Source organism: Prevotella intermedia ATCC 25611 = DSM 20706 (genome assembly GCF_001953955.1).
GTDB lineage: Bacteria > Bacteroidota > Bacteroidia > Bacteroidales > Bacteroidaceae > Prevotella > Prevotella intermedia.
Genome location: NZ_CP019300.1, coordinates 1,295,894 through 1,317,968 on the forward strand (window position 1 = coordinate 1,295,894; position 22,075 = coordinate 1,317,968).

Annotated in this window: 19 protein-coding genes and 4 tRNA genes; 19 read left to right on the plus strand and 4 right to left on the minus strand. The window is 41.0% G+C overall.

Going from position 1 to position 22,075, the window contains the following annotated elements; genetic code table 11:
* Window positions 1-89: 89 nt before the first annotated feature.
* The gene (gene nspC / locus BWX39_RS05440) at window positions 90-1,253 is read right to left on the minus strand and encodes a carboxynorspermidine decarboxylase (protein ID WP_028906169.1); all 1,164 of its coding nucleotides are present in this window, start codon (window positions 1,251-1,253) and stop codon (window positions 90-92) included.
* A gap of 68 nt (window positions 1,254-1,321) precedes the next feature.
* Here nspC and BWX39_RS05445 point away from each other — a divergent pair, with 68 nt between their 5' ends.
* The 10 genes from BWX39_RS05445 (at window position 1,322) to hisS (ending at window position 11,693) form a co-directional block, all read left to right on the plus strand.
* Window positions 1,322-1,933, plus strand: coding sequence for a thiamine phosphate synthase (locus tag BWX39_RS05445; RefSeq protein ID WP_028906170.1), 612 nt, complete (start codon window positions 1,322-1,324; stop codon window positions 1,931-1,933).
* Between the two features lie 34 nt (window positions 1,934-1,967).
* On the plus strand, window positions 1,968-2,906 hold the full coding sequence (locus tag BWX39_RS05450) for a ribose-phosphate pyrophosphokinase (RefSeq protein WP_028906171.1): 939 nt from the start codon (window positions 1,968-1,970) through the stop codon (window positions 2,904-2,906).
* A 221-nt stretch (window positions 2,907-3,127) separates the two neighbouring features.
* Entirely contained in the window at window positions 3,128-3,505 is a 378-nt protein-coding gene (locus tag BWX39_RS05455; RefSeq protein WP_028906172.1) for a DUF2141 domain-containing protein, read from the plus strand.
* A gap of 65 nt (window positions 3,506-3,570) precedes the next feature.
* On the plus strand, window positions 3,571-5,682 hold the full coding sequence (locus BWX39_RS05460) for an outer membrane beta-barrel family protein (protein ID WP_028906173.1): 2,112 nt from the start codon (window positions 3,571-3,573) through the stop codon (window positions 5,680-5,682).
* Window positions 5,679-6,299, plus strand: coding sequence for a hypothetical protein (locus tag BWX39_RS05465; RefSeq protein WP_028906174.1), 621 nt, complete (start codon window positions 5,679-5,681; stop codon window positions 6,297-6,299). The genes BWX39_RS05460 and BWX39_RS05465 overlap by 4 nt, the downstream gene beginning before the upstream one ends.
* Complete coding sequence (locus tag BWX39_RS05470; RefSeq protein ID WP_023924583.1) at window positions 6,289-6,591, plus strand: winged helix-turn-helix domain-containing protein; 303 nt, start codon at window positions 6,289-6,291, stop codon at window positions 6,589-6,591. The genes BWX39_RS05465 and BWX39_RS05470 overlap by 11 nt, the downstream gene beginning before the upstream one ends.
* Before the next feature lie 64 nt (window positions 6,592-6,655).
* Window positions 6,656-7,933 carry a S41 family peptidase gene (locus BWX39_RS05475; RefSeq protein WP_244271455.1) on the plus strand — a complete coding sequence of 426 codons (1,278 nt, stop codon included), beginning with the start codon at window positions 6,656-6,658 and terminating at the stop codon, window positions 7,931-7,933.
* A 619-nt stretch (window positions 7,934-8,552) separates the two neighbouring features.
* Window positions 8,553-9,050 (plus strand): Fur family transcriptional regulator, encoded by a 498-nt coding sequence (locus BWX39_RS05480; protein ID WP_028906176.1) that lies wholly within the window; start codon window positions 8,553-8,555, stop codon window positions 9,048-9,050.
* Complete coding sequence (locus tag BWX39_RS05485) at window positions 9,037-10,314, plus strand: adenylosuccinate synthase (protein WP_028906177.1); 1,278 nt, start codon at window positions 9,037-9,039, stop codon at window positions 10,312-10,314. Before BWX39_RS05480 ends, BWX39_RS05485 begins: the two co-directional genes overlap by 14 nt.
* A gap of 5 nt (window positions 10,315-10,319) precedes the next feature.
* The gene (gene hisS, locus BWX39_RS05490; RefSeq protein WP_028906178.1) at window positions 10,320-11,693 is read left to right on the plus strand and encodes a histidine--tRNA ligase; all 1,374 of its coding nucleotides are present in this window, start codon (window positions 10,320-10,322) and stop codon (window positions 11,691-11,693) included.
* A gap of 168 nt (window positions 11,694-11,861) precedes the next feature.
* Here the strand turns inward: hisS and BWX39_RS05495 are convergent, their stop codons facing one another.
* Window positions 11,862-12,083, minus strand: a complete 222-nt coding sequence (locus BWX39_RS05495) for a hypothetical protein (protein WP_004362704.1) — start codon at window positions 12,081-12,083, stop codon at window positions 11,862-11,864.
* A gap of 116 nt (window positions 12,084-12,199) precedes the next feature.
* Here BWX39_RS05495 and nth point away from each other — a divergent pair, with 116 nt between their 5' ends.
* Together nth and BWX39_RS05505 are read left to right on the plus strand one after the other, a co-directional pair.
* Window positions 12,200-12,853: an endonuclease III gene (nth, locus tag BWX39_RS05500; RefSeq protein ID WP_004366229.1), complete on the plus strand. Its 654-nt coding sequence runs from the start codon at window positions 12,200-12,202 to the stop codon at window positions 12,851-12,853.
* Window positions 12,854-12,859: 6 nt separating this feature from the next.
* The gene (locus tag BWX39_RS05505) at window positions 12,860-13,570 is read left to right on the plus strand and encodes a DUF2461 domain-containing protein (protein ID WP_028906179.1); all 711 of its coding nucleotides are present in this window, start codon (window positions 12,860-12,862) and stop codon (window positions 13,568-13,570) included.
* Window positions 13,571-13,973: 403 nt separating this feature from the next.
* Here BWX39_RS05505 and BWX39_RS05515 read toward each other — a convergent pair whose 3' ends face one another.
* Together BWX39_RS05515 and BWX39_RS05520 are read right to left on the minus strand one after the other, a co-directional pair.
* Complete coding sequence (locus BWX39_RS05515) at window positions 13,974-14,786, minus strand: hypothetical protein (protein ID WP_014710111.1); 813 nt, start codon at window positions 14,784-14,786, stop codon at window positions 13,974-13,976.
* Window positions 14,787-14,823: 37 nt separating this feature from the next.
* Window positions 14,824-15,888, minus strand: a complete 1,065-nt coding sequence (locus BWX39_RS05520) for a LacI family DNA-binding transcriptional regulator (protein ID WP_028906180.1) — start codon at window positions 15,886-15,888, stop codon at window positions 14,824-14,826.
* A 261-nt stretch (window positions 15,889-16,149) separates the two neighbouring features.
* Here BWX39_RS05520 and BWX39_RS05525 point away from each other — a divergent pair, with 261 nt between their 5' ends.
* The 7 genes from BWX39_RS05525 to BWX39_RS05555 all read left to right on the plus strand — a co-directional run bounded on the left by BWX39_RS05525 (window position 16,150) and on the right by BWX39_RS05555 (window position 22,068).
* Entirely contained in the window at window positions 16,150-19,614 is a 3,465-nt protein-coding gene (locus BWX39_RS05525) for an ATP-binding protein (RefSeq protein WP_244271456.1), read from the plus strand.
* A 6-nt stretch (window positions 19,615-19,620) separates the two neighbouring features.
* Window positions 19,621-20,346 (plus strand): DUF5932 domain-containing protein, encoded by a 726-nt coding sequence (locus BWX39_RS05530; protein WP_014710109.1) that lies wholly within the window; start codon window positions 19,621-19,623, stop codon window positions 20,344-20,346.
* The gene (locus BWX39_RS05535) at window positions 20,336-20,971 is read left to right on the plus strand and encodes a hypothetical protein (protein ID WP_028906182.1); all 636 of its coding nucleotides are present in this window, start codon (window positions 20,336-20,338) and stop codon (window positions 20,969-20,971) included. The genes BWX39_RS05530 and BWX39_RS05535 overlap by 11 nt, the downstream gene beginning before the upstream one ends.
* 682 nt (window positions 20,972-21,653) lie before the next feature.
* Window positions 21,654-21,727: transfer RNA gene (locus BWX39_RS05540), tRNA-Pro, on the plus strand.
* Window positions 21,728-21,759: 32 nt separating this feature from the next.
* A tRNA-Gly gene (locus BWX39_RS05545) sits at window positions 21,760-21,832 on the plus strand.
* 47 nt (window positions 21,833-21,879) lie between these two features.
* Window positions 21,880-21,959: transfer RNA gene (locus tag BWX39_RS05550), tRNA-Leu, on the plus strand.
* A gap of 25 nt (window positions 21,960-21,984) precedes the next feature.
* Window positions 21,985-22,068: transfer RNA gene (locus tag BWX39_RS05555), tRNA-Leu, on the plus strand.
* Window positions 22,069-22,075: the final 7 nt, after the last annotated feature.

Genomic DNA, 22,075 nt, shown 5'->3' on the forward strand with positions numbered 1-22,075 from the left:
TTCATTATATGAAAGCAAAATATATGCCATAGCGTTTAAAATCAATATTTTGGCAGATGTTTTTATAAGAAAATAGCATTTACTTCGCCTTAATCCATACGTTGCTTATAGTCGTTGTAAGTAAAGTTGCGCAGTGTTTCCAACTCTCCGTCTTGTTTCAGTAAAGCAATGTCGGGGTGGGTGATGCCGTTGAACATATTGGTTTTAACGGTTGTGTAGTGCAGCATATCTTCAAAAACAATGTTTTCGCCTATCTGCAACTCGTGGTCAAACTTCCAATATCCCAACCAATCGCCGCTCAGGCAGCTGTTTCCTCCCAGACGATAAACGTTCTTTGCGTGCTGTTCGTTGTCTTCAACGTGCTTGGCTGTACGCACATCGGGGTAGTAGGGCATTTCCAAACAGTCGGGCATGTGGCAAGTAAAACTGACGTTTAAGATGGCAGTGCTTATCCCTTTGTCTTCTACAATGTCTACAACTTGCGATACAAGAGGGCCTGTTTGCCAAGTAAATGCACTGCCTGGTTCTAATATTACTTTAAGATGTGGATACTTTGTTTTGAACTTTTTCAGTATGCTGATTAATCGTTTTATGTCGTAATCCTTACGTGTCATAAGGTGTCCGCCACCGAAATTTATCCATTTAATCTGTTCGAACCATTGCGAAAACTTGTCCTCAATATGTTGCAGTGTACGTTCGAAGACGTCGCTACCATTTTCGCAGTGGCAGTGAATGTGGAAACCTTCAATGTCGGCAGGTAGCTGTGGGGGTAGCTTGTCGGCTGATACACCGAAGCGGGTGCCCGCTGCGCAGGGGTTGTAAAGTAATGTTTCTACTTCAGAATATTCTGGATTGACACGCAATCCAATACTTATGTTGCTGTTGGCTTGCTTTGCTCGTAGGTGAAACTGATTGAACTGCGAGAGCGAATTGAACACCAAATGCGATGAGCATTGTGCTATTTCGTCTATTTCGTAATCGGTATAAGCAGGCGAAAAGGTATGTGTAGGTGCGCCAAACTCGTTGTAGCCCAGCTTGGCTTCGTAAAGCGACGATGCTGTTGTGGCGTTAATATATTCGCGGAAAATAGGGAATGTCTTCCAAAGGGCATAGGCTTTGAAAGCCAAGATGATTTCAATATCAGCCTCTTTTGCTATGGACGATATAAGCGACAGGTTGTTGCGCAACTTCGCTTCTTCTAATACATAGACGGGGCGATGCAACTCTTCAAATGTTATTGTGTTTATTTTCATTTTGCAAATATACAGAAAAGTTTGTAAAACTCGGAAATAATATCTACCTTTGCAACAAATTACTGGGTATGAAACTGGTCGTTATGACTAAATCCACATATTTTGTGGAAGAAGATAAAATATTGACTGCACTCTTCGAGGAAGGACTTGACAATCTCCATATCTCGAAGACCGAGAAATCTACCCTCTATTTAGAGCGGTTGCTATCGCTTATTCCAAACACCTATCATAGGTACATCACTGTTCATCAGCATTATCACCTAAAAGCCGAAAAATCGTTGACAGGTATTCATCTCGATACCGAAAACGCTGTTCCACCTATCGGATACAAAGGACAAATAGGAAGAACGTGCAGAAATTCTATGTTGCTGAAAGAAATGCGGAGAAATTCTGACTACGTATTTTTAGCCAATATATATAACAGCGGGCGTAATAATTTCGACGAAGAACATACGTTTTCCGATTTGGAACTGAACGAACTGAAAGACCAAGGACTGCTTGGGAAACGTGTTTATGCTATGGGAGGAATAACTTTGGAACGGCTTCCAGATATAAAGCAATATGGATTTGGAGGCATCGTTGTAGGCGAAGAGTTTTGGAATCAGTTCGATTTGCATGCCGACATCGATTTTAAAGGTATCATAAAGTACTTTCAGAAACTTCAACAAGCAATAGAATAATCAACATAACACCTACATTTAACAACTAATAGAAATGAGTGAAGAAAACTCTTTTTTAGTATTCTCGGGAACAAAGACGAGATACTTGGCAGAAAAAATTTGTGCAAGTTTGGGTTGTCCTTTAGGCAATTCGTTAATGACACGCTTCTCTGATGGAGAGTTTGTAGTTTCTTACGAGCAAAGTATTCGTGGAAAAGACGTATATCTTGTGCAAAGTACATTCCCTAACTCTGACAATCTAATGGAGCTGCTCTTGATGATTGATGCAGCAAAGCGTGCATCTGCCCGCAACATCATTGCCGTTATTCCTTATTTTGGTTGGGCGCGTCAGGACAGAAAAGACAGACCACGTGTGAGCATTGGTGCAAAATTGGTTGCCGACTTGCTCAGTGTAGCAGGTATTGACCGTCTTATTACAATGGATTTACACGCAGACCAGATTCAAGGATTCTTCGATGTGCCTGTGGATCACCTCTATGCAAGCGGTGTGTTGCTTCCATATTTACAGAGCCTACGTTTGAAAGATATGGTAATAGCCAGTCCTGATGTTGGTGGTTCTAAGCGTGCAAACACATACGCAAAGTATCTTGGCTGTCCGTTGGTGCTTTGCAACAAAACACGTGCACGTGCCAATGAGGTTGCAACAATGCAGATTATCGGTGATGTAAAGGACAAGAACGTTGTTATTGTAGACGATATGGTAGACACCGCAGGCACTATGACGAAGGCTGCTGATATTATGAAGGAAGCGGGAGCGAAGAGTGTACGTGCTTGTGCATCGCACTGCGTGATGAGCGGACCTGCCAACGAACGTGTAGAAGCATCTGCAATAGAAGAGATTGTATTTACCGATTCTATTCCATACACCGACAGATGTTCAAAGGTTAAGCAGATTTCGGTTGCCGATATGTTTGCAGAAACAATCCGTCGCGTTGTGAACAACGAAAGTATATCAAACCAATACCTTATTTAATATATAGTATTTGGTAAGGTAACAGCTTGACTACTAATCTTCAGAAGTAGTCAGAAACAACATAAACAACAAGAGGATACACCGTTTAAATGGTGTGTCCTCTTGTCGTTTATGTGTGTTAAATAAAGTTATAACACTCTTGTAATCAGTTATTATATTTGGTTTATATTATAAACTACATTATATTTGCAGTGTAATTAATAAATTAAAGGAAACCAATTATGAGACGATTACTATTATCTATTATTACTTTTGCCGTATGCGCATTGTGTAGCGGTAAAACCGTAACGTTATCCATTAACGGGATTAGAGAAACAGAAGGGACGCTTTTAATAATGGTAGAGACTTTAGATGCGACCGATAATGCTGCTAAACCTGTAATGTTGATGCAAGCAGTGAGTGGGCACAAGATGGAAATAGCACTTGAAATGCCCGAGTGGAGTAAGTTTAAAGTAAGTGCTTTTATTGATGCGAATGGAAATAAACAGTTGGATAGGGACGAGTACGGCCGCCCAACGGAAGGGTTTATACTGCAGGTTTTCACTGAAAAAGATTTGAAGAAAGGCGTGCTTACTGCAAAAGTTACCTATCTTCAATAAAACCACTGAAAGGGTATCTTGAAAGAAAGATGTTTGAAAACATTTAATAAAAGAATGAAACGGCTATGCTATTTTTGAATATTATGCTCTCTGTGTTTGTGTCGTTCGCTGATACTGTTAATGTATCGAAGCAGCATTTGCTGCAGGAAGTTACTGTTGTTGCAAGCAGAACAATGAATAAAGGCAACAAGATAATCGTGCAAATGCGTGAAGACGAAAACAAAACAATGGACGAAGTGTTGGCATCTGTTCCTCACGTGGCAGTAACCGAGAGTGGTATTAGCATAGACGGAAGAGGGAAAGTGAAAGTCCTTTTCAATGGGCACGAGGTACGAATGGAAGGCGCAGCATTGATAAGCTACTTGCAAAGTCTGCGTTCTTCTGATGTCAGCAAGGTGGAAGTCCAGACGGTTGCCGATGCTTCGCAAGATGCCAACGTGCAGGGCGGAGTGATTAATATTGTTCTTCGGAAGCAGAAAGATAACGGAGTGAATGGCTCAATAGAAAACCGTTTGAACGTTGCCAACACATTTTTCCGCAATACTGCAGCCGTTTCGGTGTTTTCAAGATGGAACAACGTAAACCTGTATGCTTCGTTTTCCAACCCCATTACTGCCAAGAATAATGGCGAAGGGCGCATAAAGCGAGTTTTCAACCTACCTTCATACGATTATAATTCTATGAGTAACAATCGTATTCCAGCGAGAGACTATTATTGGAGAGTAGGCGGATTTGCCGATTTAAGCACTCGTTGGAATATCGGAACAGAGTATGCGTTCACGCTGAACCGTTTGAAAAGAACAACCAACGACCGCACATCTATGCAGACACCAGAGATAAATATGCACGATGTATTGAGTACTTACACGCAAAAGCTACGAAATCATTTGCATTCTCTGCAGGCAGATATTTCATATAAGGTAGATGATGAAGGCTCAAAAGTGAAGTTTTCTACTTCGTATGATGTCAGACGATTGCGTGGCGATAATGTAAATCTGTTTGAAAACAAGTGCGATTCGAGCAACACGGCATCTATATATAAGGTATTGGCAATGGATTTATCGGTGTTCAAACAGTTTACAAAGAACAGCAATCTGTTGTTTGGAGTGAAACACAATGCCATATCGGCAGACAACAATACGCTGTATGGCGGCGTTTCGTCAGACCAGAGCGGCAACAGCAATGCCGCTTTTGAGCAGAAAGAACGCATATTTGCAGGCTATGCACAGTTTACAGCTGCTTACAAGAAACTGAATTACGAAGTGGGACTGCGATATGAATATGTAGCCACCAAAGAGCTTCCTACGAACATAAAGCGAAATTACAGCGACTTGTTCCCTTTCGTTTCGATGGGCTATGACATAGACGAGTACGGCAAATGGAAAGTTATCGCATCGTATTCTCGAAAGATAGCCCGCCCATTGTTCAGTCAGCAAAACCCTACGAAGACGCAGACATCGTTGTTTACTTATACGATAGGCAATATTGCCTTGCGCCCTGAATACGTAAACAGCCTTCGTTCGACGCTCGTTTACAACAATGTGTATTCGCTGACGTTGGGTGTTGATATGCACAGCGACCTGATTAGAGAGTTCTCTTTTGAAACACCAGACAACCCTATGGACAGTTATGTTACTTACATCAACCACCATCAGGAAAACCATTGGTACGCTTATCTTAGCTTACCTTTCCAGCCTTGCTATTGGTTCAACATAAACTTCAATACGCTTCTGTGCTATCAAACCATTCAGATAACGAAGGGCGAAAGCATAAAAGGACATTTCCTATATATGAACAACACGAAGGCAACTTTCCGACTGCCGCACAATTTCAATGTGGAAGTATCGTTAAACGCCACTTCGCGCTTGCATTCGGGCAACTCCATGATTAGGTCTTATCAGCGTGTAGACCTACTGTTGTCGAAAGCTTTCAAGCCAAGAGTAAATCTTTCGTTGGCGGTGAAGAATGTATTCAACAAACAGTACGGATTCATTGAAGCGCACAGCCGTTACTCCAACTTCTACGATACGATGCAAGGAAGCAACAGTAGGAACATTCAACTTACGCTTACTTACAACTTTGGCAAAGGAAAAGGCGGCAGAAAGCTGAAGCGCGACGACAATGGCGAGGCGGAACGCTTGAACGATTTCAATAAAAACAACAATATAAAACTATGATTATGAAAGAAAAAGAACTAACAGCAGCAGAGAGTCTGAAACTCATTGAGAGAACGATAGAGCAGAGTAGGAGAGATGTTGCCAAGGCTTCGGCACAGCCGTTGCTTGTTTGGGGCGGATTGGTATTATCTACTTCCCTCATCATTTGGTTGCTCATAACGAACACACCAAAGGGAGAAGGCGGTGGTCGATGGTATTTGCTTTGGATATTGATGTCGCTGATAGGTGGCGTATATCAGTATAAATACAACCAGTTGCGTTCTGTTCCCGACAGCATCGTCAGCCGTACCATTGGTTATATGTGGGGCGTATTCGGAATATCGGTATTTGTCTTGTGGGCAATCAATATATGTGCGATAACTTTTGGTGGAATCTCCGTAAGGCAAGTCATACCGATGACGCCAACCATCATTCTGCTCATGGGTTTGTCGGTTGCTGTTACAGGATTGATGATGAATCGCTTGTTCATCTCCATTATTGGTGCGGTGGCGTGTGCGATATGTGCTTACTTCTCACTTGTTAATCAGGGTGTGAACGAATTGCTATGTGTAGCTGTTACAGCCGTGTTCACACTGATAGTTCCGGGTTTATATTTAAAGTTCAGCAATGGCAGATAACGATTTCCTCCCCCTCGACCCTTTGCTGAACAACGAATTGCGTTTGGCAATTATGTCGATACTGATGAGTGCCGACAGTGCCGACTTCACCTACATAAAGAACACTACGAAGGCTACATCGGGCAACATAAGTGTACAGATAGACAAGTTGGAAAAGGCGAAGTATATAAAGGTGAAGAAAGGCTACAAGGGCAAAGTTCCCCAAACCGTTTGCCGTATAACCCCACAAGGAATACAGGCATTGGCAAACCACGTACAGGCGTTAAAGTCGTATTTGAATTTAAACATATAATAATAGTATTGAAATGAAGCGTTTTTTCTTAATTCTTACATTCGTGCAAACATTTATTTGCACAATGAATGCTGGTAGTACAGACAATGGGAAACTGAGCAGACAGCAAGCCATTGACGACTTAGACAGTTTGGTTTATATGTTGTGTGAGGTGCACCCCAATGTGTTCTCTGTGTGTACACCTACCGCATTCCTTTCACAAGCGATTGCCATCAAGCAAGCATTCCCAGATAGTCTGACCACGCTCGACTTCTATCGGAATGTTGCACCCTTAGTGGCTGCCGTTGGCGATGGACATACAGCACTTTACTTTCCTTACAAAGATGCTTTCGAAAAGGATATGCCACGTTTTCCTTTAATGGTTTCAGTTGATGCCAACGATTCTACGATTACTACACGCGGAACCTTGTTCGGCGTTCCTGAAGGAGCGAAGATAGTTTCGATTAATGGAGTAAGCAGCAAGGAAATGATTGAAAAAATGCTACCTTATGCGTCAGGTGAACGGACTTTCTTTAGGCTAACAAATGTGAACAATGGGTTTCTTGCTTGGTTCTATATGTTGTATAATGCTGCTGAATATGACATACAATACATTGAGAATGGCAAAATTGTTAACCGAAAGATGCATAGCGTTTCGATAGAAGAGAAACAAAAGGAGATGAAACGTGGTATGAAAGAAGTACCACAGAATGATTTTGCGAGTTACCGCATTATCAATAAGAAAGCTGCTTTAATGACAGTTCCTCACTTTATGAATGCGCAAGAACTTGCAGATGTATGCCGTAAGATGGTGGCAGACTTGAATACACGCCATATTGAGAACCTGATAATCGATATTCGCAATAATGGCGGAGGAACTTCAATGGCAGGTGATACTTTGCTTTCATACATTGCAAAAACGCCATTTACGCAGTACGAAAAGGTCTGGACAAAAGTAACACCGATTACGCAAAAGATGACACGCCGACATTACAAGCAAGGAGTAAACTTCTATATAATTGATAAGAAAAAACAGCCACAAGCAAATGCTGCGCAACGTTTCAATGGGAAAGTATGGGTGCTTGTCAATCATCATTCTTTTTCAGCAGCAGCAAGTTTCGCTTGGACTGTCAAGGCTTTTAAAATCGGTACACTTGTAGGCGAAGAAGCAGGTGGAATGAATGTTTCCTATGGCGATGTGGTGGGTTATGTATTGCCCCATTCCAAATTACAACTCAGTATTTCTTTCAAACGTTTTTGGCTTTTCGGTGCTGATGAAAACAATATACACGGTGCATTGCCTGATATAGAAGTTGAAAGTAATAAGGCTTTAGAAGTCGTATTAGATAGGATTTCGCACTAATACAGATTGCTTATCTTCTTTTTCCGTGTTATCGACACCTATTTTAGTGCTATACACGCACTTGTTTCACGTTTCCAAACCTCATAGATATATAGGTTTGGAAACGTTTGTCGTATATATCTTCCCTTCCCATAAATAAGGACTTATTTTCTTTTTCTTATCTTTTGTACCTTCATTATTATATAGAAAAGAAGATAAGAAAGCTGTAAATATTTTTCAGTAGAACTTCTATTGTTTAACTCTCTTGTTATCAATGCTTTATAAAACCTATTGTTTTGCGTTCCAAAAGCGGCTGTTTTGCACGGTAAAAGCGTAGGTTTTGCCTCGCAAAACAGCCGCTTTCGCAATGCCAAATCGAAATTATCGTTTTTCTTTGGAATTATCTTTACAAAGACAGAGCAAATTTGAGGCATATCCTTGATAAGGGAAACAAAATATTTTTAAAGAATCTTATAACGATTGGAAAAAACTTTTTATTCTAAAGGATTAAACTGAATGGTAACTATTCGCCAAGTTTCCATTCTTCCATTTTGCCCCTATCTTTAACTTTTTTTTATTTCCCTTATTTAGATTTTGTTCAGAAAAAGCCTTAACTTTGTGGAAATTTAATCAGTGAATCGTGACTAAAGACATAGTCAAAGAAAAAGTTAGGGGCATACTTGATAGCTACCTTGAGATGAACAACCACAGAAAGACCACGGAAAGATTTGCCATTCTCGATGCGGTCTACGGTATGCAGGGGCACTTCTCGCTCGAAGAATTGGGCGAAAAAATGCTGGAAGAGAGCTTCAGAGTATCGCGCGCTACACTTTATAATACAATGCGTCTCTTTATAGAGTTGCGCTTGGTTGTGCGTCATCGTTTTATAGGGCAAACCAAATACGAGGCTTGCTACAATAACGACGACCACATACATCAGATATGTACCGTTTGTGGAGTTGTAACGGAGATAGAATCGACACCGATAACGGAGGCTATTGCCGAAACAAAGTTTACACGTTTTCGCAAAGACGGCTTCTCCTTATATATATACGGCGTCTGTTCACGTTGTCAGGCAAAGCTCTCACGCGAACGTAAAAAAGTAAAAAACAAGATAAAAACTAATGGAAACAGGTAAAGTTGATGTCCTATTGGGATTACAGTGGGGCGACGAAGGAAAGGGAAAGATAGTCGATGTGCTTACACCGCGCTACGATGTTGTGGCACGCTTTCAAGGAGGCCCTAATGCAGGGCACACTTTGGAGTTTGAAGGCGAGAAGTATGTGTTGCGCTCTATTCCCTCTGGCATCTTCCAAGGTGGAAAGACAAACATTATTGGCAATGGAGTTGTGCTTGCGCCAGACTTGTTTATGAAAGAAGCAGAAGACTTGGCTGCATCGGGACACCCACTCTTCGAACGACTTTACATTTCCAAGAAAGCCCACCTTATCATGCCTACCCACAGAATATTGGATAAGGCAAGCGAAGCTGCAAAGGGTAAGGAACTTGTGGGAACCACCGGTAAGGGCATCGGCCCTACCTATACGGACAAGACGAGCAGAAACGGTCTGCGTGTGGGCGATATACTAAACGACTTTGAGAATAAATATTTGAAGCACAAGGAACGCCACCTTAAATTGTTGAGTTCAATGGGTTGGACAGACTTTGAAGGTTTTGAGGAAACCGAAAAGCAATGGTTGGAAGGTGTGGAATATATGAAGAACTTCCGCTTTGTCGATTCGGAACACGAGATAAACCATACACTTCGTGCAGGCAAGCGCATTCTTTGCGAGGGTGCACAAGGCACAATGCTCGATATAGACTTTGGCTCTTATCCTTTCGTTACTTCGTCGAACACCATTTCAGCAGGTGCTTGCACGGGCTTGGGTATAGGGCCAAACAAGATAGGCAACGTGTTTGGCATTATGAAAGCCTACTGCACTCGAGTTGGTTCAGGACCTTTCCCAACCGAACTCTTCGATGAAACAGGCGACAAGCTGTGCGACTTAGGGCACGAATATGGTGCGGTTACTGGCAGAAAGCGTCGTTGCGGTTGGATAGACTTGGTGCAACTGCGCTATTCGATAATGGTGAATGGTGTAACAGAGCTCATTATGATGAAGAGCGATGTACTCGACACATTCGACACGATTAAGGCTTGCGTTGGCTACGAACTGCCAAATGGCGAAACCACCGACGAGCTGCCATACGATATCAGCAACGTAAAGCCAATTTACAAAGAACTGAAAGGCTGGAATACAGATATGACACGACTTACAGACGAAGCACAGTTCCCAAAGGAATTTAGCGATTATGTGAAGTTCCTTGAAGACTTCTTGGAAACAAGAATTGGTGTTATCTCAATAGGTCCAGACCGAGAACAAACTATAATAAGAAAATAACGACGATGGCAAACAAACCTTCTATCCCAAAGGGAACGCGCGATTTCGGTCCCGATGAGATGGCAAAACGAAATTATATATTCGATACCATAAAGAGCGTGTATGCGCTTTATGGTTTTCAACAGATAGAAACGCCTGCAATGGAAACGCTCCAAACCCTGATGGGAAAGTACGGAGAAGAGGGCGACAAGTTGCTTTTCAAGATTCTAAATTCAGGCGATTTCCTTAAAAGCACTACCGATGAGGAACTTTTAGCACGCAATCCGTTGAAGTTGCAGACCAAGCTTTCAGAGAAAGGATTGCGCTACGACCTTACCGTTCCTTTTGCACGATATGTTGTAATGCACCGCGAAGAGTTGCAAATGCCTTTCAAACGCTATCAGATACAACCCGTTTGGCGTGCCGACCGACCACAAAAGGGGCGTTATCGTGAATTTTATCAATGCGATGCCGACATTGTTGGTTCAGATTCCTTGCTCAATGAAGTGGAGTTGATGCAGATTATCGACACCGTTTTCACCAAGTTCGGAATCCGAGTACAGATAAAAATAAACAACCGCAAGATACTTTCAGGTATTGCAGAAGTCATTGGCGAGCAGGAAAAGATAGTCCAAATTACAACAGCCATCGATAAACTCGACAAGATTGGGCTTGAAGCGGTGAATGCCGAGCTTGAAAAAGAAGGATTGTCAAAGGCTTCCATAGAGAAACTGCAACCTATAATACAGTTAAGTGGCAGCAACGACGACAAGCTGGACACGATAGCCGAAGTGCTCGCAAATAGCGAAACAGGACTAAAGGGAGTGGAGGAAACAAGATACATTCTTGATGTTTTGAAGCAAATAGAGCTGAAAAATGAAATACAACTCGACCTGACTTTAGCGCGTGGACTGAACTATTATACAGGCGCAATATTTGAAGTGAAAGCTTTGGACGTTGAAATCGGTTCCATTACAGGTGGCGGACGCTACGATAATCTTACAGGAATATTCGGAATGCCTAACCTCTCGGGTGTTGGTTTCAGCTTTGGTGCAGACCGTATCTACGATGTTCTCAACACGTTAGACCTTTATCCGAAAGAAAGTATCAGCGATACACAGTTGTTGTTTATCAACTTTGGCGATAAGGAAACAAGCTACGTGTTGCCGTTTGTAGCGAAAGCACGGCAGGCAAATATCAGAACGGAGATTTTCCCCGACACTGCAAAGATGAAAAAACAAATGACTTATGCAAATGCAAAGCACATTCCGTTCGTTGTTCTTGCAGGCGACAACGAAATAGAACAAGGCAAAGTTACTTTGAAGAATATGAATACAGGCGAGCAAATACTCGTTTCACCCGACGATTTGATAGAGAAAGTAACATCAAGCAACCCTTGAGTCAAGGGACATAAGATTCTTTAGTACGAAAAGCCACCTGCTGTTTCTCGCCACAGAACTTGTAACTTTCAGAAATACAAAGAGCCGATTCTCAATAAGAGAGTCGGCTCTTTGTGTTTTGTTAGCTATAATAGCAACAAACACATTTGAAGGAAAGTGGAAGAAAGATTAAATAGACTCGTAGCCTCTTGTATAGTTTTTCTTCAGCAAGTCTTTCAAAGACAGTTCCTTGCCACCATCATGTTCGTATGCTTCACGCATCTCTTCATATCCTTCTTCTTCCTCTTTAGAGTGTGTAAACTCTATTGCTTTGCTTTTTGCTTCTGCTATTGCCCAACCGATTATTGCAATTACGAGTAAGGCAATCAATCCTATTATAGGTGTTGTCATAATGCTACGTTTTTATTATTTATACTGCAAAAGTACGTTAAGTTTACCAAAACACCAAATTTTCAATAACTTTTTGTACCTTTGTCTCACATTAGAAAGAAACTATAAACGACAAGATGACAAGAAAAGAACGCTATAACTACATATTGGATTATTTCAGGAAGAACGTTGGCGAAGTATCTACCGAATTGATGTTCGGTTCGGCTTTCCAGTTATTATGCGCAACTTTGCTTTCAGCACAATGCACCGACAAACGCATAAATGCCATTACTCCCGCTTTGTTTGCCAAGTTTCCCGATGCGAAAGCTATGGCTGCTGCCGAAGTAGAAGACGTTTTCGAGCTTGTGCGCAGCGTTTCTTACCCAAATTCAAAGGCAAAACATTTGATTGAAATGGCACGTATGGTTGTAGATGCATACGGTGGCGAAATACCTTCAGACCCTAATGAATTGGTGAAACTGCCTGGAGTAGGGAGGAAAACCGCAAATGTGTTGCAGGCAGTATGGTTCGGAAAGCCAACTTTGGCAGTAGACACGCACGTCTATCGTGTCAGTCATCGGTTGGGATTGGTGCCTGCCGATGCCAACACACCACGTAAGGTGGAAGACTATCTGATGCGTAACATTCCTTTGAACGAGGTGTCTTCAGCCCACCATTGGATACTCCTGCACGGCCGATATATCTGCAAGAGCCTGCGTCCGATGTGCGAAAAATGCCCATTTGAGTTTTTCTGCCCTAAGAATATGGATAATAGCAAACTAAATAAGTAAACGAAAATGAATACAAAAATAATATTGGCATTTTTAAAGAACATAGCTGCCAACAATAATAGAGAGTGGTTTCAAGAACATAAGTCTGAATATGAAGCCGTAAAAAAGGAGTTTGAGGCAGGCGTTGAAGAAGCTATAACAACCTTGACGACAATTGATAGCGAGATAGCCCACCTGAAAGTAAAGGATTGTACCTATCGTTTCTATCGTGATACACGCTTCTCGCCCGACAAGAGTCCGTACAAACGACACTTGGGTGCCTTTATTTGCGCAAAGGGACGAAAGGCTTTGCGAGGTGGCTATTACATTCATTTAGAACCGAACAACTGCTTGGTTGCGGTGGGTTCCTATTGGTTGCCAACCAACATACTAACCTCGTGCCGCAACGAAATAATGGCGAATATCGACCAATGGCGTAAGATTGTCGAAGACGGAAAGTTTATAAAGACTTTCGGTTATCCCAACGACGGACAATGGGAGAACGACGCTGTTTCTGAAAAAGGTTTTGGTTTGGCAGCTTTGAAAACAATTCCGAAAGGTTTTCCACGCGACTATGAGTTTGCTCAATATCTTCGTATGAAAGACTATTGTTGCTGGGTGAAAGTCCCCGATAGTTTCTTTGAAGGCAATGAATGGAAGGAGAAGCTAATCGAAATAGCTAAAACAGGAAAGCCAATGATGGATATGATGAACAACGTAATAGACGATTACGAGTAGAATATCAGCACATTATTGGAGAAACAGAGCTTCGGTGGGAGAGAATAGTATAGCTTGACCACACCATAAACAGAAAGAATCTTTCTTGTTTTATGGACGGGAATAAGGCGATAGGGGTGTAAATATTTTTCACAAGCATAACTATTGTGTAACTTACTTGTTATCAGTGCATTGCAAAATCTATTGTTTTGCATTCCAAAAGCGGCTGTTTTGCACGGTAAAAGCATAGGTTTTGCGTTGCAAAAGAGCCGCTTTCGCAATGTCAAAGCGCAGTTATCACTTTTTAAGAAAAAAATCTTTACTAAATTATCTCGTTTAAGCAACGAGAAGAAACGTTTATTATTAAAAAGGTACAGGGCAGTTTTGTCAATGCGTAAACATAGACATCGAAAGCAAAAGGGTATTATTCTTCTATCTCAGAGAGTCCTCTGATAAAGCCGTTAATAAAGTTGCTGGTTGTTTCCAATGGGGCATAGTTTATGTACTTGTAGCTTCTGCGAAGGTTTCTGCGCAACATCTTGCCATTGTTTTGCACAAAACCTGCAGAGTTCTGCCTAAAGTGCCATTCGCCCGCAGTATCTTTAACAAGGTTTGAGATTATCTTTATCGTCAGCTTGTAGGCTATTGGCTCTTCCTTTTTTACGAAGTCTATTTCGTCTTTTTCAAATCCAAATACTGCAATAAGAATGCTGCCTTGGAGTTGTGCCATACGCTGTAAATGGAGCGACGACAGCCAGCCTTCCAATTTCAAGAAGTCTACCTTGTCGCCTTTCTTCCTTAAATATTGTCCTAACCGTATGATGCTGTCAAGATTAATGCCGTGATTGAGCATTGCGTTAGTGTTGGAAACGATGAGTTTCAAAATGTCTAACGTTTCAACAGATGTGTCAATGCTGTGCAATTCGTTGTGGATTATCTTGTGATACTTCTTGTTTAGCAATCCGTTGCTAAGGTTTATACCGTTGTCGGTTGCCTTTCTTTCTTCTTGTTGGTCTAACTTCTTCTGAATTTCCTCTATAAGTTCGGCTGGTAAGTTCAAGTTCTTGTCGTTTGCGTAGTTGTTTACGCCACGCACAAAGTAGTCCAACACGTTTTGAAACAGCACAATTTCGTAAAGTCTTCTCCATTTAAATGGCGACATAACTTCAATAATCGACTTGTCGTCGAAAGCCCCCGAACGGATAAGTTTAAAGAAATTGCGTTGTATAATGTCCATTTTTATTCTCTTGGTTTATATCATTCAGATAGGAAATCTAAATTCGCGTGCGATGATAGAAGTCCATATTTTCTTTCGATAAAAGTTCTATCGACATATAGTTGATAGGACGAACGTCTTTCTTTAAGACAATCTTCTGAAACAATGTATCCACACTTGAAAAGCCTTGTTGGTAAGCGTGCTGTGCGATAAGGAAGGAAATACTGCCTTTTCGCATACATTCTGCGTTTCGGGGAACCATATCGTAGCCCATAATCTGCACGTTTTTTCGGTTTGTTTCTAAAATGAAATCGCCTACAATGTATGCCTTTGAATTGATGGTGAAACAATGATGAACATCAGGATTGGCAGTGAAAAAGTCTTCCAACATCGCATTGTAGGTTGCCTTGTTTTTACCCATAGGCAAATCCAGTACCTTTATTTCAACTTTCGGATAGAACTTTTCCATATAATTGCGAAATCCCACCTCGCGGTTCTCCTGCTGTCGGCTCGTAATTTTCCCTTCAAAGGTTTGCCTCATCAACATTATCGACTTTTCTTTTTGTGCAATCAGCATCAGCATCTTTGCAGCAAAATAGCCACTTTGAAACGAATCCTGTCCATAAAACGACAGTGGGTTCAAGTCGGGCATATACGAATCTAACAATACAAACGGGATATTGCACTTGTGGAGTTCGTCGGCAAAGACCTTTGTAGCCTCTAACGTTGTTGGAACCAATATAACTCCATCGGGCTTTTCGTCCAAACATCTTTGGCAAGTTTCCAAGTACGATTCTGGTTGGAGGCGGCTAAAATGCCTTAACTTTATGTTCAAATGAAAGTCGCGTCTGAATTCAACGGCCTTTATTGCTCCTATTTCAATCTCTTGCCAATAGGCTTCGCTCGTGTGTTTGGGCAATATGCAATATAAAGTATAGCTCTTGTTGTATGCCAATGCGCTTGCGTAAACATTGGGTTGGTAGTTTATTTCCTTCAAAACCTTCTCTACTTTCTCCAATGCAGACTTAGAAACATTAGGGCGTTTGTGCAGAACTCTATCCACAGTACCAACGCTCACGCCCGCCCTTGCAGCTATATCTTTTATTCTTATTCTATCACCCATACGGCGTTTCCTATTTTATTTCTTGCAAAAATAATAATAATAGTTGGGAATTAAGGTGTATTGAAGCCTCTTTTTCAGCCAAAGCAATATAAAAAATGAAACTATTTGGTATTTTATCCAATTATCTTTTGTATTTTTGTATCAAATATAAGAGTTATCTTACAAACGAGGAAACATAAACCAGGAACATACCTTATAATTATATTTATATTGGTTTTATGTTCTTTTCTTTCGGCTTGTTCACGAGTAGATACGGATAAAGTGGACAGGTTGAATAGTATTTCCTATTCTTACCACTATCGGAATATAGACACAGCATACGTGTATGCTAAACGTGCATTGGAACTTTCAAAAGGCTATGATGCAGGAAAGGCAGAGGCATTGAACAATCTGGCCTTTGTTGATATAGTAAGAATGAATTATAAAAGTGCCTATGAGAAGTTGGACAGTGTGCTTTCCATAACGAACAATCAGGTAGAACTTCTGATTGCCGATGTTCAGTTGATGCGTCTATGTCAGAGAGAATCGAAGAATAAAGACTTCTATGACTTCAGAGAAAAGGCGATTAGGCGGCAAAAGCGTATTGCTGAAGAGGAGAAACTGCTGACGGAGCATCAGCGAAAACGAATGGTTTATGCCAATTCCGAATTTAGTATTGTGTCTTCTACCTATTATTATTATGTGGGCTTGCGTGCACAATCGGCGCAAGCTATGGAAGATATAAACGAAGAACTGATAGCTCGTGACGATACGGCACAATATCTTAATTATCTTTATAATATTGGTGCCGGGGGCATTATAAACAAGGGGACACAGCAAGAAGTCAGCCAACAGGAGTTTGATTATTTGATGCGATGCTTCATAGCAGCACAACAGCATGGCTATATATACTGGCAGGCGAACTCGTTGCAAGGTTTAAGCGAACATCTTATTATATCTGAAATGCGTGATAAATTAATAGCAGACAATTATGCGTCTATCCGATTTATCAACGCAGATAATGTTCCTGACAGCTTGTTGGCAGGAAACTTAGCAGAAAGAGCTACCGATTTATTCATAAGATATGGTGATGTGTATCAAATTGCGGGTGCTTTTAGAACGTTGGCGTCGTGTTATTGGCAAATCAACAATTATCCATCTGCCATCATTTGTCTGCAAGATGCATTGGAAAAGAACAAAGCTATCAATCAAGCACCCGACTTGGTGGCTTCTATTCGCGAGCAGTTGAGCGTGGTTTATGCAGCTGTAAACGACAAGCAAGGCAGCGATTTTAACCGCAATATCTACCTCGACTTGCAGGAACAAACACGCCAAGATAGGTATTTGGAGTCGCGTGCAGGAATCCTTGAATCAACTTCGCAACAGCTGAATCTTATGATAGTTGCTGTCTTGGTAATGATAGCATTGGTGCTGGGCTTGCTTTTACTATTCCATTATCTAAAGAAAAGAAATACAAATGGCAACTCATTAGACGACCTACTGCTACCATTGAAAGAGTGGCAAGTGCAAAACGAGAAAGAACTTGAAGACCTTGAGGAAGAGTATCAGGAGGTACAAGAAGCCTCTTATATAACGCATACCAACGTAGTAAAGAATAAAAAGCGAAACATAGAAAAGCGTGCGAAACTGTTTCTTGTCAATACACTGAACCCTTTGATTGATAGAATGATTCACGAAATCAAACAATTGAAAACCAACAAAGGGACAGAGGCATTAAGAAACGAACGATATGCCTATATTGCAGAACTCACAGACGACATCAATAAATATAATAATGTATTGACGCAGTGGATTCAGTTGCAACAAGGAGAACTCTCTTTGCACATTGAGAGTTTCTCGTTGCAGCAAGTGTTTGATGTTGTAGCAAAGTCGAGAAAGGCTTTTGAACTGAAAGGTATAACATTAAACATAGAGCCAACGCAGAGTATAGTGAAAGCCGATAGGGTACTCACGTTGTTTATGATAAACACGTTGGCAGAAAATGCTCGCAAGTTTACGGCTGAAGGGGATATGGTTTCCATATCTTCAAAGGAAGAAACAGATTTCATTGAAATATCTGTGAAAGACACAGGGGTAGGGATTGAACCTGAAGCATTGCATCATATCTTCGACCGAAAGGTAATTGTGGACAATAAGGAAACAAACTCTCACGGCTTCGGGCTTATGAATTGCAATGGCATCATTAATAAATACAAGAAAGTAAGCAAGCTGTTTGCCATATGTTCGATAGGTGTAGACAGTAAATTGGGCGAAGGCAGCAGGTTCTATTTCCGTCTTCCGAAAGGAATTGCTCGCATTTTGGTATTGCTTTGCCTGCTCTCCACTTCTTTGCTTTCGTATGCCAACGAACCTGATATACCTGTAAATGCAGACGCAAGCGAGCAGAATAATTCTTTAAGAGAGTTGGACATTGCGAATATGTATGCCGATTCGGCTTACTTCAGTAATATAAAAGGAGATTATAAGCGAACTTTAGACTTTGCTGATACCTGTCGTTACTACTTGAACAAGTATTATTTGCGATTAAATCCGAATGGCAGACATCTGATGAAACGCATTGCCGACGACAACATTACGCCTGCAGAAGTGCAATGGCTGTACGATGATTTGCCAACAAACTTCAGTATTATACTTGACATTCGTAACGAAAGCGCAGTCGCAGCATTGGCTCTTCACGATTGGGCGTTGTACAGATACAACAACAATGTATATACATTATTATTTAAAGAAAACTCAGCCGACAAGAATTTGGGCGAGTATTGCCGTATGATGCAACGTTCGGAATCGAACAAAAACGTAGCTATTGTTTTATTGATATTGCTTCTTTTATCCATATTCCCGTTGTATTATTTTATGTATTATCGACAACGGTTCCGTTTTCAGTCATATGTTGAGAGCATTCGGCAGATAAACGCAATACTTTTAAGCAACGGAACGCCCGTCGAGAAACAGCAAATGATAAGTGCCATTGCAACAAACAAATTCCCAGAGAGCTTGAAAGAAATAACGCAGAAGATTAACGAGGCACTGAAAAAGTCTATTGAAAGTTATAATACAAGCTCAACAAACATAGAGTTGGCGCAAGACGAATTGCGAAGAATGGAGTTTGAAAACAACAAGCTGCACGTAAGTAACAATATATTAGATAATTGTCTTTCTACATTGAAGCACGAAACAATGTACTATCCATCAAGAATAAGTCAGCTTATTTCCGAGAAAGACGCCGAATTGGAAACGATTGACGAGCTATCCGTATATTATAAGGAACTCTATTCTATGCTGAGTATGCAGGCTATGCACCAAGTTTCGGTTATCAAACCAGTGTATAGGCGCATAGAAGTCAGCGAACTGCTTGCCAAAAATATGGAACTTTCATCGCCGGAAATGGGAAAGTTAGCCGTCTTGGGCGATGTAGATTTACTGAAATACCTATTTGAATTGTTACAGAAACAAGATGCTAACGAACGCATCAAAGTAGATGTGGAAAGTTTATCGCCCGAATATCTAACACTCCATTTATATATGTCGCAGTTGCAACTGTCCGATGAAGCCTGTGCAAACTTATTCGTTCCAAGCATCGAGCATTCACCTTATATGATATGCAGGCAGATTGTACGCGAGAATGGAGAATTTTTCAACCGCCACCGTTGTGGAATCATCGCCCACAACACCGACAGGGGGACCACATTGAGTATAACATTATCACAAGCAAAGAAAGAACAATAAAAAGATATGGAAGATTTTAAAGTAATTATTGTTGAGGACGTACCTTTAGAACTTAAAGGAACAGAAGGCATTTTTCGTAACGAAATACCAGAAGCGCATATTATAGGTACTGCCGAAAACGAAGTAGCTTATTGGAAACTGATGAAGGCTGAGTTGCCCGATTTGGTATTGTTGGACTTAGGTTTGGGTGGTTCGACGACAATCGGCGTAGAAATTTGCCGTCAGACAAAAGAGTTATATCCCAACCTAAAGGTATTGATTTTTACGGGCGAGATATTGAACGAGAAACTATGGGTAGACGTTTTAGATGCTGGAGCTGACGGAATTTGCCTGAAAAGTGGGGAACTTCTCACACGAGGCGATGTGTCAAGCGTTATGAGTGGAAAACGTTTGGTTTTCAATCAGCCTATTTTGCAAAAGATAGTAGAGAAGTTTAAATACAGCATTAACAACCAATTGATGCGCCAAGAGGCATTAATCGACTACGAAATAGACGAGTACGACGAGCGTTTCCTGCGCCATTTGGCTTTGGGTTACACCAAGGAACAGATTACAAATCTGCGTGGTATGCCTTTCGGGGTAAAGAGTTTGGAAAAACGCCAGAACGAACTCGTGCAGAAACTATTTGGCGACGACCGTAGAGGACAGAGTGTTAATGCTACTCGTTTGGTAGTGCGTGCGTTGGAATTACGGATTATAGACATAGACAACTTGTATTCAGATGAAGAATAAGTATGGAATTATAGCATTGGGCTTAATGATGATGCAGTTGCTAACCGTGTTTGGTTCATGGTTGGTAACTGCAGCATTCCCCGATGTCAATATTAATTCTTTACTCAGCGGCAGGGGCTTTCGATGGTTTGTAGGGCAGTTTACGAACAATCTGAAGAGTGATATGCTTGTGTGGCTGTTACTTTTTTCTATTGCTTGGGGCGTCTATAAAACAAGCGGACTCCACGATATGTTATGTAAATTGATATGCAGGAAAAATAAGTTTGCCGATTTCCGTTATAGAGAGAGGGTAGGGATAAGGCTTGCCTTGTTCGATTTCGTATTCTTCATAGCATTGAGCATCATCTTCACGATGTTGCCCGAATCCCCTTTGCTAAGTGTTACAGGAAGTCTGTTCCCCAGCAGTTTCTCTTTAGGACTTATTCCAGCCCTGTCTTCCATCGTCATTGTTTCTTCTTTATCGTATGGCGTTGCGTGCGGAAAACTGAAAACCCTGTCGGAAGCGTACGACTCTATTTCAAGTGGTTTGGTTTTTTGCAGCAAACTGTTTCCTATGTATATTTTAGTTGTTCAACTATTTTATATGATAGCCTACGTATTCAATTTGAACCTATCAATATATTAATATGGTATAAACGATTGTGCTTCCAATAAACAGTAATACTTGTCAGTGCTCGTTTTTCTAATTTTTTTGCTTCTTGGTTCATACACCATTATAATTTCGTTTATAGGGTATTGAATTTACCTTTTTTGCTCAATGCAGATGCTGGAAATAACTCTTACATTGTAAAGATAATTCTGAAGAAAAACGATAATTTCGATTTAGCATTGCGAAAGCGCCTGTTTTGCACGGTAAAAGCGTAGGTTTTGCATCGCAAAACAGCCGCTTTTGGAATGTAAAACAATAGCTTTTATAACGTGTTGATAATTAATGTATTACACAATAGTAAACCCTGTGAAAAATATTTACACTCTTTTTGTCTTCTTTTTCCCTATTAAATAACTTATTTACTAAAGTTTTACTCTTCATTGTCTACTCGGTTCTCCATAGCAAAAAATCTTCTGCGTTTTCAGTACAACAATACCATATAAAAACAGTGAAAACACTAAAATGAAGCCAAAGCAAGAATAAAATATGAAGTTTTTGTATTTGTATAACTTCCTCAAAACTACCAATATAGTTGAGAAAGCAGTTTTTATCCATAAAGAAAGTATGAAAAAAAGCGTAGTAAAATTTGGAGGAATAAAAAGAATACAGTACCTTTGCACTCGCAAATCAGAAATAGAGTAATCTATGAAGATAGCAGCGGGGTGTAGCGCAGCCCGGTAGCGCGCCTGGTTTGGGACCAGGTGGTCGCAGGTTCGAATCCTGTCGCCCCGACTATTTAAAGCATTTGGTGAAATGTTTGTTTTGCGGAAATAGCTCAGTTGGTAGAGCACAACCTTGCCAAGGTTGGGGTCGCGAGTTCGAGTCTCGTTTTCCGCTCTTTTTTGAAATATTGGTATAAGTAGATAGAGACCTGTTCTCAAAATGCCCAGGTGGCGGAATTGGTAGACGCGCACGTTTCAGGTGCGTGTGTTTATACGTGCAGGTTCGAGTCCTGTTCTGGGCACTACTACTTATATAGCAAAATACTTGGAGAGGTGGCGGAATTGGTAGACGCGCTACTTTGAGGGGGTAGTGAAAATTGCTTCGTGGGAGTTCGAGTCTCCTCCTCTTCACTTAATA

Coding starts and splice junctions, on each gene's coding strand:
- nspC (WP_028906169.1), bottom strand. CDS start 1,253: ATGAAAATAAACACAATAACATTTGAAGAGTTGCATCGCCCCGTCTAT.
- BWX39_RS05445 (WP_028906170.1), top strand. CDS start 1,322: ATGAAACTGGTCGTTATGACTAAATCCACATATTTTGTGGAAGAAGAT.
- BWX39_RS05450 (WP_028906171.1), top strand. CDS start 1,968: ATGAGTGAAGAAAACTCTTTTTTAGTATTCTCGGGAACAAAGACGAGA.
- BWX39_RS05455 (WP_028906172.1), top strand. CDS start 3,128: ATGAGACGATTACTATTATCTATTATTACTTTTGCCGTATGCGCATTG.
- BWX39_RS05460 (WP_028906173.1), top strand. CDS start 3,571: ATGCTATTTTTGAATATTATGCTCTCTGTGTTTGTGTCGTTCGCTGAT.
- BWX39_RS05465 (WP_028906174.1), top strand. CDS start 5,679: ATGATTATGAAAGAAAAAGAACTAACAGCAGCAGAGAGTCTGAAACTC.
- BWX39_RS05470 (WP_023924583.1), top strand. CDS start 6,289: ATGGCAGATAACGATTTCCTCCCCCTCGACCCTTTGCTGAACAACGAA.
- BWX39_RS05475 (WP_244271455.1), top strand. CDS start 6,656: ATGAATGCTGGTAGTACAGACAATGGGAAACTGAGCAGACAGCAAGCC.
- BWX39_RS05485 (WP_028906177.1), top strand. CDS start 9,037: ATGGAAACAGGTAAAGTTGATGTCCTATTGGGATTACAGTGGGGCGAC.
- hisS (WP_028906178.1), top strand. CDS start 10,320: ATGGCAAACAAACCTTCTATCCCAAAGGGAACGCGCGATTTCGGTCCC.
- BWX39_RS05495 (WP_004362704.1), bottom strand. CDS start 12,083: ATGACAACACCTATAATAGGATTGATTGCCTTACTCGTAATTGCAATA.
- nth (WP_004366229.1), top strand. CDS start 12,200: ATGACAAGAAAAGAACGCTATAACTACATATTGGATTATTTCAGGAAG.
- BWX39_RS05505 (WP_028906179.1), top strand. CDS start 12,860: ATGAATACAAAAATAATATTGGCATTTTTAAAGAACATAGCTGCCAAC.
- BWX39_RS05515 (WP_014710111.1), bottom strand. CDS start 14,786: ATGGACATTATACAACGCAATTTCTTTAAACTTATCCGTTCGGGGGCT.
- BWX39_RS05520 (WP_028906180.1), bottom strand. CDS start 15,888: ATGGGTGATAGAATAAGAATAAAAGATATAGCTGCAAGGGCGGGCGTG.
- BWX39_RS05530 (WP_014710109.1), top strand. CDS start 19,621: ATGGAAGATTTTAAAGTAATTATTGTTGAGGACGTACCTTTAGAACTT.
- BWX39_RS05535 (WP_028906182.1), top strand. CDS start 20,336: ATGAAGAATAAGTATGGAATTATAGCATTGGGCTTAATGATGATGCAG.